Origin of the sequence: Chryseobacterium panacisoli (genome assembly GCF_008274625.1) — a bacterium.
In the GTDB taxonomy this organism is placed as follows: domain Bacteria; phylum Bacteroidota; class Bacteroidia; order Flavobacteriales; family Weeksellaceae; genus Chryseobacterium; species Chryseobacterium panacisoli.
In genome coordinates this window covers 372,132-392,024 of the sequence record NZ_VTRU01000002.1, presented here as the reverse complement: position 1 = coordinate 392,024, position 19,893 = coordinate 372,132, and the positions used below count along the sequence as shown (strand labels likewise).

At 35.1% G+C, this 19,893-nt stretch carries 15 protein-coding genes; 11 read left to right on the top strand and 4 right to left on the bottom strand.

The window, feature by feature from the left end; all coding sequences use genetic code 11:
- Positions 1-10: 10 nt before the first annotated feature.
- Positions 11-2,875 carry a SusC/RagA family TonB-linked outer membrane protein gene (locus FW781_RS12250; protein ID WP_149387695.1) on the bottom strand — a complete coding sequence of 955 codons (2,865 nt, stop codon included), beginning with the start codon at positions 2,873-2,875 and terminating at the stop codon, positions 11-13.
- Positions 2,876-3,298: 423 nt separating this feature from the next.
- On the opposite strand from FW781_RS12250, the gene FW781_RS12245 reads away from it, so the two are divergent.
- Positions 3,299-3,979, top strand: coding sequence for a hypothetical protein (locus tag FW781_RS12245; RefSeq protein ID WP_149387694.1), 681 nt, complete (start codon positions 3,299-3,301; stop codon positions 3,977-3,979).
- A 69-nt stretch (positions 3,980-4,048) separates the two neighbouring features.
- Here the strand turns inward: FW781_RS12245 and infB are convergent, their stop codons facing one another.
- The 3 genes from infB to rimP form a co-directional block, all read right to left on the bottom strand.
- Positions 4,049-7,033 carry a translation initiation factor IF-2 gene (gene infB, locus FW781_RS12240; RefSeq protein ID WP_149387693.1) on the bottom strand — a complete coding sequence of 995 codons (2,985 nt, stop codon included), beginning with the start codon at positions 7,031-7,033 and terminating at the stop codon, positions 4,049-4,051.
- Between the two features lie 76 nt (positions 7,034-7,109).
- Positions 7,110-8,345, bottom strand: a complete 1,236-nt coding sequence (nusA, locus tag FW781_RS12235; RefSeq protein WP_047097519.1) for a transcription termination factor NusA — start codon at positions 8,343-8,345, stop codon at positions 7,110-7,112.
- 16 nt (positions 8,346-8,361) lie between these two features.
- A complete protein-coding gene (gene rimP / locus FW781_RS12230) occupies positions 8,362-8,829 on the bottom strand; it encodes a ribosome assembly cofactor RimP (protein ID WP_047376508.1) in 468 nt (155 codons plus the stop codon).
- Between the two features lie 215 nt (positions 8,830-9,044).
- Between rimP and FW781_RS12225 the strand changes: the two genes are divergently transcribed.
- The 10 genes from FW781_RS12225 to FW781_RS12180 all read left to right on the top strand — a co-directional run bounded on the left by FW781_RS12225 (position 9,045) and on the right by FW781_RS12180 (position 19,891).
- Positions 9,045-10,358: a UDP-glucose dehydrogenase family protein gene (locus FW781_RS12225; protein ID WP_149387692.1), complete on the top strand. Its 1,314-nt coding sequence runs from the start codon at positions 9,045-9,047 to the stop codon at positions 10,356-10,358.
- A gap of 4 nt (positions 10,359-10,362) precedes the next feature.
- On the top strand, positions 10,363-11,442 hold the full coding sequence (rfbB, locus tag FW781_RS12220; protein ID WP_149387691.1) for a dTDP-glucose 4,6-dehydratase: 1,080 nt from the start codon (positions 10,363-10,365) through the stop codon (positions 11,440-11,442).
- A gap of 91 nt (positions 11,443-11,533) precedes the next feature.
- On the top strand, positions 11,534-12,397 hold the full coding sequence (gene rfbA, locus FW781_RS12215) for a glucose-1-phosphate thymidylyltransferase RfbA (RefSeq protein WP_149387690.1): 864 nt from the start codon (positions 11,534-11,536) through the stop codon (positions 12,395-12,397).
- Positions 12,398-12,571: 174 nt separating this feature from the next.
- On the top strand, positions 12,572-13,420 hold the full coding sequence (locus tag FW781_RS12210) for an ABC transporter permease (RefSeq protein WP_149387689.1): 849 nt from the start codon (positions 12,572-12,574) through the stop codon (positions 13,418-13,420).
- A 33-nt stretch (positions 13,421-13,453) separates the two neighbouring features.
- Positions 13,454-14,713: an ABC transporter ATP-binding protein gene (locus FW781_RS12205; protein ID WP_149387688.1), complete on the top strand. Its 1,260-nt coding sequence runs from the start codon at positions 13,454-13,456 to the stop codon at positions 14,711-14,713.
- Between the two features lie 43 nt (positions 14,714-14,756).
- Entirely contained in the window at positions 14,757-15,164 is a 408-nt protein-coding gene (locus tag FW781_RS12200; protein WP_149387687.1) for a sugar 3,4-ketoisomerase, read from the top strand.
- Positions 15,154-15,933, top strand: coding sequence for an N-acetyltransferase (locus tag FW781_RS12195; protein ID WP_149387686.1), 780 nt, complete (start codon positions 15,154-15,156; stop codon positions 15,931-15,933). The genes FW781_RS12200 and FW781_RS12195 overlap by 11 nt, the downstream gene beginning before the upstream one ends.
- Before the next feature lie 9 nt (positions 15,934-15,942).
- The gene (locus tag FW781_RS12190; protein ID WP_149387685.1) at positions 15,943-17,817 is read left to right on the top strand and encodes an acyltransferase family protein; all 1,875 of its coding nucleotides are present in this window, start codon (positions 15,943-15,945) and stop codon (positions 17,815-17,817) included.
- 4 nt (positions 17,818-17,821) lie between these two features.
- Entirely contained in the window at positions 17,822-18,922 is a 1,101-nt protein-coding gene (locus FW781_RS12185) for a DegT/DnrJ/EryC1/StrS family aminotransferase (RefSeq protein WP_149387684.1), read from the top strand.
- Between the two features lie 48 nt (positions 18,923-18,970).
- Positions 18,971-19,891 carry a glycosyltransferase gene (locus tag FW781_RS12180; RefSeq protein ID WP_149387683.1) on the top strand — a complete coding sequence of 307 codons (921 nt, stop codon included), beginning with the start codon at positions 18,971-18,973 and terminating at the stop codon, positions 19,889-19,891.
- Positions 19,892-19,893: the final 2 nt, after the last annotated feature.

Genomic DNA, 19,893 nt, shown 5'->3' with positions numbered 1-19,893 from the left:
TTTTTAAATTTTAAAATTCTACGTTGAAACCGATAGAGAATGTTTTAGGGTTAGGATAAGTACTTAATGAGAAATCAGTAACTGGCTCTGGATCAAGCCCCTTCCAATTACTCCAAGTAACCAAGTTCTCACCTTGAACAAATAGCTTTAGTCCTTTAATAGGTAATTTTTCTAAACTAGCTTTAGGGAAAGAATACCCAATTGATATAGTTTTTAGCCTAATAAAGTCTGTTTTATATAAGTATCTGTCAGAACTTCCATCAGCCCCTGTATTAGTAGCAGTAATAGACGGAAGGCTTGCATTTTTATTATCAGGAGTCCAAGAATCAAGTAAATCTGCACTTACATTATTACCTGTACCGATACTATTTGGATCAACTAACCACTGATATAGGTTATCATACTGCCATCCACCAGCTTGCCATGAGAATAAAACATCAGCAAAAACACCTTTGAATGAACCATTTAGACCAAAACCACCTTGATATTTAGGATAAAATGATTTTCCAGTTAATACTCTGTCACTATCATTAGGGGTTTCAGTAATATTACCATTCTTGTCTAAAAACTGCATTTCTCCAGTTTCCTTATTCACACCTGCATAACGGATAAGGTTCCATTGGAAAGCTAATGACCCTGCAGCATTTACGTTATCTGTCGGAGAATATCCATATGGCAATTCAAGAATCTTATTTTTATTAAATGATCCGTTAGCAAAAACAGATAATCTAAAATCGCCTTTGTTTAAAATATTATATCGTAAACTACCTTCAACACCATTATTTCTCATACTACCATTATTACCATCAATAGTAAATACCCCATTAGATGCCGCTGAAGTATTCAATTTATTAAATAAATTGTTGGTAGTTTTGATATAGTAATCGAAGTTACCTTCTAATTTTCTATCAAATGCAATAAAGTCTAAACCTACGTTAAACATTTTTTGAGTTTCCCAACGAACATCAGGGTTTCCAAGAACAGTCATTGATAAACCTTGTTGGTTCAAATAAGCTGTTGATGTCTGGTAAACATTTCTAAATAAAGTCGTTGTAGCCGGGTTCACAAGAGGATTTAAGTTATTTGCTGTAATTCCTAAGTTCTGGTTACCTTGAGTACCATAAGAAGATCTTAGTTTTAACATATCAAAAACGGATCCCTCCATAAATGCTTCTTTATCAATATTCCATCTACCTGAGACAGCCCAGAATGTATTCCATCTGTTCTCTTTTGAGAATCTATATGCACCATCCCTTCTTACCATACCAGTAAAACCATATTTACCAGCATAATCGTAATCTGCAGTAGCAAAATAAGCTAATGCACCTGCATTAACGTTTTGTGCAGTAACATTCGGCACATATAAAGTAGGAGTGGTAGTACTGTAAGGAACATAACCCGTACCTGCTCCTAATACCCATGTCAATGGATTTAGACCGTTCTGCTGATACTGTTTTGTTCTGTAGTGAGCCTTAATATAATCTAAATATGCTCCAACTTCTAATGTATGATCTCCCCAAGATTTATTAAATGTTAAATTCGTAATACTGTTAATATTAAAATCTTTAACATTATTCAGTACTTCAATACCTCCATATGGGTCATTCCCAGCTTTAGCAACCAATGCCAAGTATCCATAAGGTGCACGTGCAAAAGCTCTGTCAGATTCTTTGAAATCAATACCAGATTTATGGCCTACTGTTAAATAATCAGTAAGTTTATATGCAAAATTAACGTTTGCTAAAACACTGGTCTCAGTATATACGTTTTGTACACCTCCATTGATAATATCTTGAGTAACCCATGGAATTCTATCACTATATCCTGCACCAATTGCCTTATACATATCAGATCCTCTTGTATACGGATTAGGTTCCAAATCTGGTCTAGCTAATATTGAACTAAACAATGGGTTTTGAAGTGGATTTGCCACTAAACCTGCAACGTTTGTTTCCTGATCTAGCTGATGTCTCTTTGAATATCCAACAGCCAACTGGCTTCCATATGTAAATCTTCCATCATTTGATTTACCATTGATGTTATTCCTAAAACTAAACCTTTTAAAGTCTGTTGACTTCACGATACCTGTCATATCAAAGTACCCTAATGATGAATAAACTGAGATATTTTTCCCACCAAAGGTCATTCCCAGATTATGTTGTTGGGTCATCCCAGTCTGGAAATACTGTTTTTTCCAGTCTGTATTAGGTGCATTTTGAACCTCTTCAGGTGAATATTGTTCATCTGGTCCATTTACAAATTCATTTTGCAAACTTCTATACTGACTACCATTTACCAGATTATAATCGTGATTAGGATAAGCAGAGAAACCAATAGTGGAACCATATGAAAGTTTCATTCCACTATTATATGTACCATTTTTCGTTGTAATAATAACAACCCCATTTGCAGCTCTGTTACCATAGATTGACGTTGCAGCAGCATCTCTAAGAACAGAGATCGTAGCGATATCATCAGGATTTAGGTTTCTAAACTGAGTTCCATTTGTACTCATACCATCGATTACATACAACGGATCCATAGTTGAGTTAAGAGATCCAATACCCCTTACTCTAACATCAATTCTACCTGAACCAGGTGAACCTGAACTAGAGTTAATGGTAATACCAGGAGCAGCTCCTTGTAATGAATTTAGAAAAGAGGCATTTGGACGATCTTCTAAAACTTTTTCAGATATGGTAGTTGATGCTGCTGTTGATTTAGCTTTAGTAGCAGTCTTACTATACCCAAGCACAACGACCTCGTCGATTTGCTTTATTTTAGATGTAGTATCTTTTTTAGCCGTCTGCGCAAAAGCTACCTGTCCTAGAAAGAACAATGCTCCAGCGCTTAATACACGTAATTTAACATTCATATTAACAAATTTTAATATATTTAATTCGCAAATATGTTAATAAATATTAACACATGCAAATTTTCATTTGCAAGGAAATGACTCTTACATTGCTGTATATTCTTATTATTCAACAACTATAATAAAGATTCATAATATTCAATGATTTCAAGAACCTAAAATTTAAAACAAAACACGTAAAACAATGTTTTTAACAGTAAATAAATAAAGAGCCAAATATTATTTATAATAAATCTAAATTAGGTGTTTTCATAAAAAACCTGCTCCTATTACAAGTATTCTAAAAAAATAAAATATTTCACTAATTTAAGCCACTTAATACCACCGACTTATATTTGCAAAAAAACAGGCAATGTGCCATATTTAACAATATATTTTATACATTTGGTAACAATAATCAATAAATAAATAAATCATTATACTATGAAAAAAATTACCATATCCACATTCTCACTACTCAGTGTTTTTTGTTTTTCACAGCAACAGATAGTTTCTCAAAATTATAGTGTAGGAACTCAGCCTATATATTATACACTACAATCATCATCTGGTAAAGTGCTAAATTATGATGACATTCTAGGAACTCCATATCCCAATAAAATTTTTGCAAAAGCTAAAATTTCCGGTACATCTGATGAGCAAACTCAAGTAAGGTATAACAGCTATAACGATGAGATAGAATTCAAAAAAGACGATCAGGTTTTAGCACTACCTAAAAGTCAAAACCATGCAAGAATAGAAATTTCATCTCCTAAGCAAACACTTGTATTGTTAGACACTTCAGATGAATTAAGTGGTTATTTCTACGAACTTGTCAATGGCAAAAATTTATTGTTTAAAAAGATTAAAACTAAATTTATTGATTATATACCTGCTCCTAATGGCTACGCCAGTGACAAGCCTGCAAACTTTAAGACACTTGACCCAGTATACTATATCAAAACAGACAAAGGCTTTATAAAGAAACCTAAAAATTCAAAAGAAATCATTGAGCAGTTTCCAGATAAAAAGGATAGCTTAAGCACTTTCTTTAAATCAAATAAAGTAAAGTTTGATAAGGAAGAAGACTTGATAAAACTTGTTACTTTTTTGAATCAGAATTAAAAATATTAAAACTATTATACTAAAAAAGCAGGCATCTGAGATGCCTGCTTTATATCTTATCTGAAAGTATTATTTCAGTTTTTTCTTGACAGCTACTTCTTCATAAACTTCAAGAATATCTCCGATTTCGATGTCATTATACCCTTTCAGGTTCAGACCACATTCGTAGCCTTTTGTGACTTCTTTAACGTCGTCTTTGAAACGTTTCAAACTTTCAAGTTCACCGTCAAATTTAACAATACCATCTCTTAACAGACGTACTTTCGATTGTCTTGTAACTTTTCCGGTAAGAACCATACATCCGGCAATTGAACCAACCTTAGAAATCTTGAATACCTCACGGATTTCAACATTACCAATTACCTGCTCCTGAATTTCCGGAGAAAGCATTCCTTCCATTGCTTCTTTTACCTCATCTATTGCTTTATAGATTACAGAGTATGTTCTGATTTCAATTTCCTCACGGTCTGCAAGTTCTTTTGCATTAGCACCCGCTCTCACGTTAAATCCAATAATAATTGCATCTGATGCTGCTGCTAAATTGATGTCAGATTCAGTGATCTGTCCAACACCTGAGTGAAGAATTTTAACACTGATTTCCTCTGTTGATAATCTCTGTAACTGATCAGAAAGTGCCTCTACAGAACCATCCACGTCACCTTTAAGAATAATATTCAATTCTTTGAACTCTCCTAAAGCAATACGTCTACCTAATTCTTCAAGCGTTGTATGTTTTTTCGTTCTGATAGAAAGTTCTCTCTGAAGCTGTTCTCTCTTGTTTGCAATAGCCTTACCTTCACTTTCGTCAGCATATACACGGAATTTATCACCAGCTGTTGGTGCTCCATCTAAACCTAAGATTGTTGCAGGAATTGAAGGACCTGCTTCTGCAAGGTTTTTCCCTCTTTCATCAAGTAAAGCTTTTACTTTACCATGGTTTTTACCAGCTACCACATAGTCTCCTACTCTTAAGGTTCCGGTTTGTACCAACATAGTTGCCACATAACCTCTACCTTTATCTAAAGATGCTTCAATAACAACACCATTTGCTGTACGGTCCGGATTTGCTTTTAGTTCAAGCATTTCAGCTTGTAATAAAACTTTCTCCAATAATACGTCTACATTATTACCAAACTTAGCTGAAATTTCCTGCGCCTGAACATTTCCTCCCCATTCTTCAACCAAAACCGGTGGGTTTAAGCCTGAAAGCTGCTGGCGAATGTTATCAGGGTTTGCATTTGGCTTATCAACTTTATTGATTGCAATAATCATTGGTACCTGTGCCGCCTGAGCGTGAGCAATTGCTTCTTTCGTTTGTGGCATTACATCATCATCGGCAGCAATTACAATAATTGCAATATCTGTGATCTGTGCACCTCTCGCTCTCATTGCCGTAAAGGCTTCGTGACCAGGAGTATCTAAGAATGTAATTCTCTGACCGTTTTCAAGTTTCACGTTATAAGCACCGATGTGCTGAGTAATTCCTCCGGATTCACCTGCAATTACGTTAGTTTTTCTAACATAATCCAATAATGAAGTTTTACCGTGGTCAACGTGTCCCATTACAGTAACTACTGGAGCTCTTGATACTAAGCTTTCTTCACTGTCGATTTCATCTTCGCTGTCGCTTTCTTCAAGATCGGCATCTGAGAATTCAATTTTATAACCAAACTCATCTGCTACCAATAATAAAGTATCAGCTTCAAGCCTTTGGTTCATGGTAACCATTACACCTAGTGAGAAACAAGCAGAGATTACTTCAGTTGGAGAAACATTCATCAAACTTGCCAATTCACCTACAGTGATGAATTCTGTTACTTTAAGAGTTCTGTCTTGTGCCTCAAGCTCCTGCTGACGCTCATCCTGCTCTCTACGGAAAGTTCTTTTGTCTTTTCTGTGTTTTGCAGATTTAGATTTACCTCCTTTATTAGTAAGTTTTTCTAATGTTTCCTTGATCTGGTTTTTAACTTGTTCGTCAGTCAGTTCAACTGGCATAACTCTTTGTCCAGGTCTGTTGTTCTGGCCGCCTTTTTTGAAGCCGCCACCACCTTGTCCCTGACGGTTTCCACCACCTTGGTTATTTCCAAAACGGTTTCCGCCCTGGCCCTGGCCGCCCTGACCTTGAGGACGATTTCCTTGTCCTCCCTGACCTTGACGGTTTCCACCTTGTCCACCGTTGTTGTTATGTGGACGGTTTCCTTGGCCTTGACCTTGTCCGCCTTGGTTATTATTATTTCCTGAGTTTTGATTGTTCCCTTGACCTTGTTGGTTATTCTGGCCACCAGGTTTTTCAATTCTCTTTCTTTTCTTTTTTGCTCCAGAACTTGGTTTTGGTGCAAATTGAGTCAAGTCGATCTTTTCTCCTACGATCTTAGGACCGTCAAGTTTTTGATATACCGTCTCAATTTTCTGAGGTTCCTGAGATTCAGGCTCAGATTCAGTTTTTGGAGTTTCCACTTTTTTCTCCTCAACAACAGCTGGCTTTGGAGTTTCTTTTACTGGTTCCACTGGTTTAACTTCTTCTTTTTTCTCCTCCATTTTTGGCTTGTCTTTTTTCACAGGTCTGTTTCTAGATTCTATTTGAGACAAATCAATTTTATCCAACACTTTGAATTCCTGTTTTTCAGGAGCTGTTTTAACTTCCGGCTGTTCTTCTTTCACGATTTCTTCTTTCTTTTCTTCAACCGGTGTTGCAACAGGAGCCACAGGAGCTGCAGGAGCTTCCTCAACTTCAGGCTTCTTAGGTTCTAGATCTATTTTACCTAAAATTCTAGTTTCTGGTTTATTTGCTTTAGCTCTTATCACTTCAGGGGTTTTCTTCTCTTCAATTTCCAGTTTTTCTTCCGGAACTTTAGTGATTACCACCTCATGGGAAGCTTTTCGTTGTTCGCCATCTTTAGCAAACTCAGCTTCCAATGCAGAATATGCCGATTCTTCCAATTGAGCGTTAGGATTGCTTTCAACTTCAATACCCTTTGATTGTAAAAACTCTACTAATCTGGACATCGAAATGTTGAATTCCTTAACCGCTTTATTTAATCTAATTTTTGGCATCTATATTATTTACTGTTTTTTAATTTTTAAAATTAAAGTATTTCCTTTTTACTGTTTATTAAAATTTATTTAAATCTTAATCTTCAAATTCTTCTCTCAAAATACGTTTTACCTCCTCGATTGTTTCTTCTTCAAGGTCTACCATATTTAAAAGACTTTCAGTTTCTTTATCTAATACTGATTTTGCAGTTGTAAGTCCTACTTTCTTAAACTCATCCAAAATCCACTGCTCGATATCGTCATTAAATTCTCTCAATTCAACATCGTCATCCTCGCTGGACTCTCTGTATACATCAATTTCATATCCTGACAACCAAGAAGCCAGTCTAATATTCTGTCCTTGTTTTCCAATTACTTTAGAAATCTCTTCAACAGGAGTATATACTAGTGCATAGTTTTGATCCTCATTGATGTCAATTTTATTGACAGTAACATTCCCTAAAGCTCTCTTCACCAAAATCTCAGGGTTTTTAGACCACTGAATAACATCGATGTTCTCATTTCTCAACTCTCTTACAACCCCATGAATTCTAGATCCTTTAACACCTACACAGGCACCTACCGGATCAATTCTGTCATCATAAGCATCTACTGCAATCTTCGCCTTTTCACCAGGAATTCTTACTACCTTTTTCAGCATAATTGTTCCGTCCTGGATCTCAGGAATTTCCAGCTCCAATAATTTCTCAAGGAATTTAGGTGCAGTTCTGGAAATAATAATCTGCGGTTTAGAACCTTTAAAGTCTACTGTTTCAACAATAGCTCTGATATTCTCACCCTTTTTAAAGAAATCGGATGGGATCTGGTTTTCTTTTGGTAAAATAAATTCATTTCCTTCATCATCCAGCAAAATCACATGCTTGTGACGGATATGGTGGATTTCTCCTACAACTATTTCTCCAATTTTATCTCTAAACTGCTCGTACAGCATTGCATTATTGTGCTCCTGAAGTTTTGTAGCCAGAATCTGCTTAAGGGTAAGAATATTTCTTCTTCCCAACTGTGCAACAGGAATTTCCATTGTAAAGTCCTCACCTACTTCAAAGGTAGGATCAATCTTCTTTGCTTCAGAAATTTCAATCTCCAAATCATCATCTTCAGACATTTCGTCCTCTACAATTGTTTTATTTAAAAATATCTGAAAATCTCCTTTATCCGGGTTTACAATCACATCAAAATGATCATCCGAATCAAATCTTTTTCTCAAAAGAGTCTTCAGTGAATCTTCAATAATTGCCATAAGATCAATTTTACTGATCCCCTTTTCGTCTTTAAAATCACCAAAGGATTCAATCAACGCTATATTATCCATCTATTCTTTTTTCTTTTTAAAATTTAATTACTACTAATGCTTTCTTGATTTCGGAGTAAGCAATCTCTTTCTCCTCTTCTACATCTACTTTTCCTTTTCCGATATCTTTCGGCTTACGGTAACGCAAAGTAAGTGTGATCTTTTCATCATCTACTTTTGACAATTCTCCTTCTATTTTAGAAGAATCCTCCAGCATTACCTCAATCTCTCTTCCAATGTTTTTACCGAACTGTCTTGGTGTGGATAATGGTTCGCTCAATCCTGCAGACATTACCTGAAGGCTGAAGTCATGCTCTTCACGATCCATATTGAATTCTATTGCACGGCTTGCATCAAGGCAGTCCTGCAGCGAAACTCCGTTATCACCATCTAAAATCACTGTAATATCATCCCCTGCAGAAATTTTAAGATCAATAAGAAACAGATCTTTTCTGGTCTCAAGGAATTCATTTAACAATTCGTCAATTCTTTTTCTAAACTCCATATAATTTTATCTTGATTTACAGTACGAAAAAAGGCTTTCTTCCGAAGCCTTCCCATTTTTTCCCGTAAATCCATTGCAAATATACGCATTTTTTCCAAAAACACAAAATTATCTTAAGTATCAAGCAAATAGCGTCAGATTCATTTACGATAATTTAAAAGAATATGTCACAGGATTTTTATTACTTTTGTCTTTAGAATTTAAAAACAAACATTTTGAATATAACGATTGTAGGAACAGGTTATGTAGGACTAGTTACAGGAACTACTCTGGCAGAACTTGGCAATTCAGTATACTGTGTTGATATTGATGAAAAAAAAGTAGAAGGTTTGAAAAACGGCATTGTTCCCATCTATGAGCCGAACCTTGAAGAGATGTTTTTAAGAAACATTCAGTCTGAAAGATTATTTTTCACTACCGATCTTAAAGAAGCCTTAGACAAAAGCGAAGTCATATATCTGGCATTACCAACTCCTCCGGGAGAAGACGGCTCTGCAGATTTATCTTATGTACTTCAGGTAGCCAACAACATTGGCGAGATGATGACAGAATATAAAGTTGTTGTCAATAAAAGTACGGTTCCCGTAGGAACGGCGGACAGGGTAAGAGAAACAATCTCTTCCAAAACCAACCTTCCTTTTGATGTAGTTTCAAATCCTGAATTTTTAAGAGAAGGCTTTGCTGTTGAAGACTCTATGAATCCCTCAAGAGTAGTTGTAGGTGCCAGCTCAGAAAGAGCAAAAGACATCATGTCTAAAATCTATCAGCCTTTTACCAATACGGGAATTCCAATCATCTTTATGGATGAGAAATCATCGGAGCTTACAAAATATGCTGCGAATTCATTTTTGGCAGTAAAGATTACCTTTATGAACGAAATTGCAAACTACTGCGAAAAAGTAGGTGCAGATGTAGATAAGGTAAGACTGGGAATGGGTAGTGATGACAGAATCGGACATCGATTCTTATTCCCGGGAATCGGATATGGAGGAAGCTGTTTTCCTAAAGACGTAAAAGCTCTTATAAAATCCGGAAAACAGGAAGATTTTAATTTCCAGATCCTTGAAGCTACTGAAAATGTAAACACTAGTCAAAAAGTAATTCTAGTATCAGAAATCGAAAAGTATTTCGGTGGAAATATAGAAGGAAAGAAAATTGCCATGTGGGGACTTGCCTTCAAAGCAAACACAGATGATATCAGAGAGGCTTCATCTTTAGATAATATTGCTCTTTTATTGGAAAAGGGTGCAGAGATTATAGCCTATGATGCTGTTGCCGAAAGCAATGTTCAGAAACTCCTTGGCAGCAAAATACAATATGCCAAAGGAATGTATGACGCATTGGAAGATGTTGATGCATTATTTATCGCCACCGAATGGCCGGAGTTTAAAAATCCTAATTTTGAGCTTATGGCTAAAAAAATGAAAAACAAAGTCATTTTCGACGGCAGAAATATGTACCCATTGGAAATCCCTGAACAAAACGGATTTCATTATAAAAGTATAGGAAGAAAGACCATCTCAAAATAAACAAATGAAAAACATTATCATTACAGGAGGTGCCGGATTCATCGGCTCCCATGTTGTAAGAGAATTTGTAAAAAACAATCCGGATACAAAGATCATCAATCTTGATGCCCTCACCTACGCCGGAAATCTTGAAAACTTAAAGGACATTGAAAATGAGCCCAATTACGTTTTCGAAAAAGCAGACATCACAAACCCGGAAGAACTCAGAAAGGTTTTTGAAAAATATAATCCCGATGCTGTAGTACATTTGGCGGCAGAAAGTCATGTAGACAGAAGTATTACCGATCCGATGGCGTTTATTAACACCAATGTAAACGGAACAGCCAATCTTCTGAATCTCTGTAAAGAGTTCTGGACATTAAACCCTGACCACACCCATGGCAGATTCCCGGATGAAAAAAGAACCAACCTGTTCTACCATATTTCTACTGATGAAGTATATGGAAGTCTGGGTGAAACAGGATTCTTTTTAGAAACAACTCCATACGACCCACAATCTCCGTATTCTGCTTCAAAAGCAGCTTCTGACCATTTGGTAAGGGCTTACGGAAATACTTACGGAATGCCTTTCATCGTATCCAACTGTTCTAATAATTATGGTCCGAATCATTTTCCTGAAAAACTGATTCCTCTTTGTATTTCAAATATCATCAACGAAAGACCTCTTCCTATTTATGGTGATGGAAAATATACGAGGGACTGGTTATTTGTAATTGATCACGCCAAAGCAATTCATCAAATTTTTATGGAAGCAAAAACTGGTGAGACTTACAATATCGGAGGATTCAATGAGTGGCAGAATATTGATCTTGTAAAAGAACTGATCAAGCAAATGGATGCAAAGCTGGAAAGACCGGAAGGCTACTCTGAAAAACTGATCACTTTTGTAAAGGACAGACCCGGCCATGACAAACGTTATGCTATTGATGCCACGAAATTAAATAAAGATTTAGGCTGGAAACCATCAGTGACTTTTGAAGAAGGGCTGGGAAAAACTATAGACTGGTATCTTGAAAATAAAGAATGGCTTGAAAATGTAACTTCCGGAAATTATCAGGATTACTACAGCAAACAATACAGCTAAAGGTCTTAGCTATGGAAGGAGCAATCCTGAAATAGCAAAATAAAAATCAATTTATAACACAAAAGAAAATAAGCGTAATACGCACCACCAAATGAAAGGAATAATATTAGCCGGAGGTTCCGGAACAAGACTTTACCCTCTAACCATTGCCGTAAGCAAGCAGCTGATGCCTGTTTATGACAAACCAATGATCTATTATCCGCTTTCCACACTTCTTTTAGCCGGAATCAAGGATATCCTAATCATTACGACCCCACACGACCAGGCCGGGTTTATCAAACTTTTGGGAGATGGTTCCCAAATTGGCTGTAATATAGAATATGTTGTACAGCCAAGCCCTGATGGTTTAGCACAGGCATTTATTTTGGGGGATCAGTTTATTGGCAATGATTCTGCTGCACTGGTATTGGGTGATAATATTTTCTACGGTTCCGAAATGGGAACTTTACTGAAAAATAAAACAAACCCGAATGGAGGAGTTGTTTTCGCCTATCACGTTGCCGACCCCGAAAGATATGGTGTTGTAGAATTTGATAAAGATTTAAAAGCTGTCTCTATTGAAGAAAAACCTATAAACCCTAAGTCAAATTATGCAGTACCGGGTCTTTACTTTTATGATAATGATGTGGTAGAAATTGCTAAAAACATCAAACCCTCTGCAAGAGGAGAGCTGGAAATCACCGATATTAATAATGTCTATTTAAAAAACGAAAAGCTTGAGGTTGCAGTTCTTGACAGAGGCACTGCATGGCTGGACACCGGAACTTTTGATTCTCTTCATGACGCTTCAGAATTTGTAAGTGTTATAGAAAAAAGACAAGGGTTTAAAATCGGCTGTATTGAAGAAATAGCGTTCAGGAATAAATTCATTAATGAAGAAAAACTGCTTGAAACTGCGGCAAAATATGGCAAAAGCGGCTATGGTGAATATCTGAAACAACTTATCGGGAAATAACAAATATAATTTATAAAAATCATAGACTATTGGCTTTATGGCCAATAGTTTTTGTTCATACCATCAATTATCAATATATTAGTTGTTGATTTTTAGTTTTATTTATCATGAAAATTTATAAACGAAAAGGTACGGTAAGAATTAATTATTATAAATTTGCAAAAACTTACACAGATGAATGAACCACAACAGAAGTGGACTGAGACGATTGGTGCAGATCATTCGTTATTTGACTTGAAACTAAAAGAAGTCTGGAAATACAAAGATCTTGTTTATATGTTTGTAAAGAGAGATTTTATATCCAGTTTTAAGCAGACTATTTTAGGACCTATATGGTTTTTTATCAATCCCATTCTAACAACCATCGTATATCTGGTTATTTTTGGAAGAATTGCGAAACTCCCAACAGATGGAGCACCGCCTCTTCTTTTTTATCTGGCCGGCGTTACTCTTTGGAATTATTTTTCTTCTTCTTTACTGGCTACATCCTCCACTTTTACAGGAAATGCCGGAATTTTCGGAAAAGTGTATTTTCCAAGACTGGTTACCCCATTGTCAATCGTCATCTCTAACCTTATGAGGTTTGGAGTACAGTTTATTCTATTCATCCTTGCGTGGGCTTATTATTACTATAAAGGAGAAGCCCATCCTAATATCTGGATTCTGGCAACCCCATTTCTTATATTTCTGATGGCGCTTTTTGCATTAGGTGTTGGAATGATATTTTCTGCCCTTACTACAAAATATAAAGATTTGGCAATGCTGTTAGGTTTTGGAGTAAGTTTATATATGTATGCAACTCCAGTAATATACCCTGTCTCTTCATTACCGGGATTCTTTAAAAATCTGGCCTACTATAACCCTTTAACCGGTATTTTTGAGTGTTTTAAATATGCCTGGATTGGTGTTGGAGACTTTTCTCCTACCATGTTGGGAATTAGTACTGCTATTATTCTTATCCTTTTAATGATAGGAATTGTTGTATTCAATAAAGTTGAAAAAACTTTTATGGATACGGTGTAATTATTTTCTTTCAAATATTTAAATTAAAAAAACATGCTGGCTTTAAAAGCAGAAAACATATCTAAACAATACCGTCTGGGACAAGTCGGTACAGGAACTCTGTCTCATGACCTCAACAGATTCTGGCATAAAGTAAGGGGAAAAGAAGACCCTTATCTTAAGATTGGAGAAACAAACGACAGAACTACAAAAGGAGATTCTGAATATGTATGGTCTCTTCGTGATATCAATTTTGAAATCGAGAAAGGAGATGCTGTTGGAATTATCGGAAGAAATGGTGCGGGAAAATCTACCCTATTAAAGGTATTGAGTAAAGTTACAAAACCCACAACAGGACAGATTCATACCAACGGAAGAATAGCCTCTCTATTGGAAGTAGGAACAGGATTCCACCCTGAAATGACAGGAAGGGAAAATGTCTTTCTTAATGGTGCCATCCTAGGGATGACAAGAAAGGAAATTACAAGAAAGTTTGATGAAATCGTAGATTTTTCAGGCGTTGAAAGATATATTGACACCCCCGTTAAAAGATACTCTTCCGGAATGTATGTGCGTCTTGCATTTGCTGTTGCTGCTCACTTAGAGTCTGAAATTCTTATTGTGGACGAAGTATTGGCTGTGGGAGATGCAGAATTTCAGAAAAAATGCCTTGGTAAAATGAATGATGTAACGAGAGGAGAAGGCCGTACTATTCTTTTTGTAAGTCATAATATGACAGCCGTTAAAGAACTCTGTACAAAAGGAATTCTTTTAAACCATGGCCAAATTGATTATCAAGGTGATATTCTCAGCACCATTATAGAATATCAAAAAAGCAGCGCAAGAGAAAGTTCTTATACCTATAATGGAAATCTTGATGAAGCTATGGGTAATGAAAATATCAGGATTAAAGAGTTTTCAGTAACCCCAATTAAAGGAGAATTATTGGATATTGATTCCGGGGTGCATGTTAAACTTGTTTTTCATAATTATTGTCCTGATATTACACTTGACACAACCTTTGAATTGAAAAACTACGATGAGTTGGTGATTTTCCATGTTGGAAAATTTGTTTCAGCAAAAGGAGACGCAAAAGTCGGCGAATATACTGTAGAGTTTGATATTCCTACAGGGCTTCTGAATGCAGGAAATTATTATTTTAAACTTTACTTTGGAAAAGATCAAAAAACTCTTCTATATGGAATTGATAATTTTATCGGATTTGAAGTAGAAAATGTAAAGGTAGGAGACATCATGTATATTTACCCTGGAGTAACCAGACCTCAATTTGAATATAAAGTACAAGCACCATAATTGTCTCTAACATTCGTTTTATCATCTCATCAAAAACAACTTTATGAAAGGCCCCCATATAATAAATTTGAATAAAATAGGTTCACCTGAACTGGGATATATTACTATTTCTGAAGCACAGAAAGATGTACCTTTTGATATTAAAAGAGTATACTGGACTTATTATACTCCACAGGATGTAAGCCGTGGAGGACATGCCCATAAAAATCTTCAACAACTCATTGTTGCTGTAGCGGGTACCATTACTTTCAATACGGAAGATAAAGATGGTAAAAAAGAGGTTTTCGTATTAGATAGTCCCAATACAGGTTTATATATCCCTAAATTAGTATGGAGAGACATAAAGTTCAGTCATAGTGCAGTATTATTATGTTTGGCTTCCGAACTTTATGATGAGGATGACTATTTTAGAAATTATCAAGACTTTAAAGATTACCCCAATGAAATTTAATAACAGAAACGTCTCAATAAGCGATAAAGCCAAAATAGGTAAAAATGTAAAAATAGGTGACAATACTGTAATCTATGACAATGTGATTATCGGCGATAATTCTATTATTTCTAATGATTGTATTATCGGGGAACCGCTTAATGATTATTATTTTAAAGATGATTATGTAAACCCTGAAACCATAATCGGCGAAAATGCATTAATAAGAAGCCACACTATCTTATATGCAGGATCCCGTTTTGGTAATAATTTTTCTACCGGCCACAGGGTTACGATAAGAGAGAACTCTGTTTTCGGAAACAACTGCAGACTGGGAACGGTTACAGATATACAGGGACATGTTACTTTTGGTAATAACTGCTGGCTTCACAGCAATGTGCATATTGGTCAAAAGTCTACCATAGGAAATTTTGTTTTCATTTATCCTTATGTAGTATTTACTAATGACCCTACTCCTCCTTCTGATGTGTGTATAGGTGCTACTATCGGAGATTTTTCCCAGATAGCTGTAGGTACTGTTTTACTACCCGGAACCGTAATCGGGAAGCATTGTTTGGTAGGTGCACAATCCTTGGTTGGGGGTAATTATGAAGATTATTCTTTAATTCTTGGGAATCCTGGAAGAAAAATCAAGGATGTCCGAGAAATGAAATCGAGAGAAACGGGAAAATCTCATTACCCGTGGCCTTATAACTTTTCAAGAGGTCTGCCTTGGGAAAAAGAAGGGTTTGATGAATGGAAAAAAGAAAACGGATACGAAAACGATTAAGCAAAATAATTGAAAAACAATAGTTTCAGATACGATATTTCTTTTCTGCGGGCATTTTCTGTACTCGCCGTTCTTTTCTATCATTATAAATTTCAATGGTTTAAATCCGGATTTATCGGTGTCGACATATTCTTTGTTATTTCAGGTTTTTTAATGACCAAAATTATTTTGTCCTCCTTTGATAAGGGAAGCTTTAATCTATGGGATTTTTACAGAAGAAGAATTATCAGAATTATTCCTGCACTTTTAGGAGTAGTAGTGGTTTTCTCATTCCTGATATTTCTTTTTCTTCAACCACAGATTGTCAACTTTTTTAGAAGTGCTTTTTCCAGTGTCCTATTTTTTTCAAATATTTATTATTATCTGAATAACGGATATTTCGACTCATCTTCTCAATACAACTTTCTTTTACATTCATGGTCTCTTTCCGTAGAATGGCAGTTCTATTTAATCTATCCGCTCATATTACTTCTCTTAAGGAAACTATATACCACTAAAAAGAACATCTTTATTGCAGCCTTTTTAGCATTAGCTTTTATTTCGTTTGCTACTATGCTAATCCATAGAAGTTATGATCCTGATTTCTCTTTTTACATTTTTTATCCCAGAGCATGGGAAATGATGCTGGGCGGAGTTGCATTTTTTTTGGAAGACAAAATGCAGCATACTCCGAAAAAGGTAAAGCTGGTATTGGCTTTGACCTCACTTTCAGCAGTAATATCTTTTATTTTTCTCTTTCATGCTTCTTCATGGCCATCATTGTACACTATAATTCCGGTGTTCTTTACAGCACTGCTCATCAGCATGAATTATGAATTCACAGCATATAAAAATAAAATAGTTACCTATCTGGGAAATATATCTTATTCCCTGTATCTCTACCATTGGCCATTGTATGTATTCATCCTGTTTTTTGAAGTAGATACGAGTTTGAAATATCGTATTCTAGCAATATGCATTTCATTAGTTCTTGCTGTACTTTCCTACGAAGGCATCGAAAAAAGAAACTATTCTAATAAGGCTAAATCAGTTCTGGCAGTGAGTCTGATTATATTTATTTTTTCATTCTCAATTACTAAAGTAGATGCTGAGAAATATACAAATGAAAATAAAAACCTGATCAATACTACCTCGAGCTATAAGTATAGCAAAAAAGCTGAAGATCAGTATAAAATTGACGTCAAACATCTTACGCATAAAAAGGATTATAAAACGATTATACAGAATCTTGATGTTCCTGTTTCTGATAAAAAAAATATCGTTCTTTTAGGAGACAGCCATGCAGGAATGTTTTCTGAAACCGTTAATAATATCTTTGCAGATAAAAAAGATATCAACCTTATTCAGATTACCGCAGATGCTACTTATCCAATGGAAAACTCTAAAGGCATTTATCCTAATCCTGTACAGTATTTCAATTATATATTCACCGAATATTTCCCTAAATATTATAAAAATATAGACCTTATCATTATCAATGTTAATTATTCGGGATATCCTGAAAAAGAGATAAAAAACAATCTTAAAACAACAGAACAGTATTTTTCAAAATATAAAATACCAACTGTTTACATAGGTATGACTGATTTTTACGTTATAGATTTTCCAACCTACTACTATATCAAGAAAAAGTATAATGCAAATATGTATACAGAGGAAAAGAAAATCAGGGAGACTGAAAGATTCAATACTTTTTTAAAAAACTATTTGGGGGATCAATATATTGATCTGCTTAATGTAAAGATTAGCAAAGTCTCTTCAGAAAACTACCCATACATCTATGACACCAACCATTTAACACTGTTTGGTACGGAGCAATATAAAAATATATTATCACAAAAAATATACACAACACTGAACAACAACACAAATAAAGATAATTAAAGAGATGATTAAATTTTTAGACTTACAAAAAATCAATTTAAAGCATCAGGAAGAAATTGAAACAAAACTTTCACAGGTTTTCCGTTCCGGATGGTATCTTATGGGACAGGAACTTTCTTCATTTGAAAGCAATCTTTCTCAATATATTGGGGCTAAACACGCCATTGGTGTTGCTAATGGTTTAGATGCATTACGCCTTATTCTTCGAGGATATATTGAAATGGGAATTATGGATCGTGGGGATGAAATCCTTGTCCCATCCAATACTTATATTGCATCCATTCTTGCCATTTCAGACAATGGCCTGATTCCTGTTCTTGTAGAGCCTGATATTAATAATTATAATATTGACATCACAAAAATTGAAGAAAAAATCACTTCAAAAACAAAAGGAATTCTGATTGTTCATCTATACGGGCGCACTGTTTTCACAGATCATCTTAAAGATTTAGCAGAAAAACATCAGTTAAAACTAATAGAAGATAATGCTCAGGCTATTGGTGCAATAATAAACGGAAAAAAAACAGGAAATTTAGGAGATGCTGCCGGTTTTAGTTTTTATCCCGGAAAAAACCTGGGGGCTTTGGGAGATGCAGGAGCTATTACAACCAATGATGACGATTTAGCAAAAGTAATCAGAGCACTGGCCAACTATGGATCTAATCAGAAATATGTCAATATTTATCAGGGACTAAACTCAAGATTGGATGAAATACAGGCTGCCGTTTTGAACATTAAGTTAAAATATATTGATGAAGAAAATTCGGTAAGAAAAAATATTGCAAAAAAGTATATTGCAGAAATATCAAACCCCAAAATAATTCTTCCGGAAAACCCAGCTGATGAAAATGAACATGTTTGGCATTTATTTGTCATCAGAACAGAAAACCGTGATGAGCTTCAAAAGTATTTAACTGAAAATGGTATTCAAACACTGATACACTACCCTATCCCACCTCATAGGCAGCAAGCTTATAAAGAATGGAATGATCAGTCTTTCCCGATCAGTGAAAAAATCCATGAAGAAGTATTAAGTTTACCTATTTCCCCTGTAATGACAGAGGAAGAAATTGAAAAAGTAATAGAAATTGTAAATGGATTTTAAAGTTTTTAACTCTTATAAAAAAGCTTGAATTCAATAAAGTAAAATATCATGACAGAATTGCCTCTGGTTTCGATTTTATGCCTTAGTTACAACCAGGAACGGTTTGTAACAGAATCTTTAGAAAGTTTCAAATCTCAGAAATATAGAAATATTGAGATCCTGATTTGTGACGACTGTTCTAAAGACAATTCTGTAAAAGTCATCAATAATTGGATCAAAGATAATCCCCAGCTGGATATCCAGTTCATTCCCCATTCTCAAAACAAAGGGATCTGTAAATCATTAAACGAGCTATTGAATATATCAAAGGGCAAATATCTTATTACCATAGCCCTTGATGACCTTATGGAGCCTGACAAAATAGAAAGACATGTGGCTCTGCTTGAAAATTCGTCTCCTAATGAAGCTTTGGTATTTTCAAATGCTCACATCATAGATGATAATTCAGTACGTTTTCAAAATACTTTTATCCCCTATTTTCACAGGTATCTGACGATTGAATCCGGAAATTTTTACAAAAGATTACTCGAAGATAATTTTCTTCCTGCCATGTCATGTGTCACCAAATCTTCTATCATAAAGGAGATTGGAGGTTGGGATGAAACTCTAACTTTTGAAGATTACGATATGTGGCTGAGATTAAGCCAAAAATATGATTTCATTTATGATGATTACAAGTCCTGCAGCTATAGAATGCATGCTACAAATTCTCATAAAAAGAAAAACTTTTTAGATGTATCGTATTTTGATATTTATCTGAAGCACAAAGAACAGCCTGAAATGAAAAAGAAAATACTAAAACTTATCCATGAGGCTTACAAAGAAAACAGATTGACTGAAGGTCATAAAAAATACCTTAGAGAACTTGATAATAAAACACTTACTGAAAAATTAATTTTAAGAAATGTAGGGAAGTTTACTTTTAATACACTGCATTATCTTCAGAAAGTTTATTATAAAAGTTGGTAACA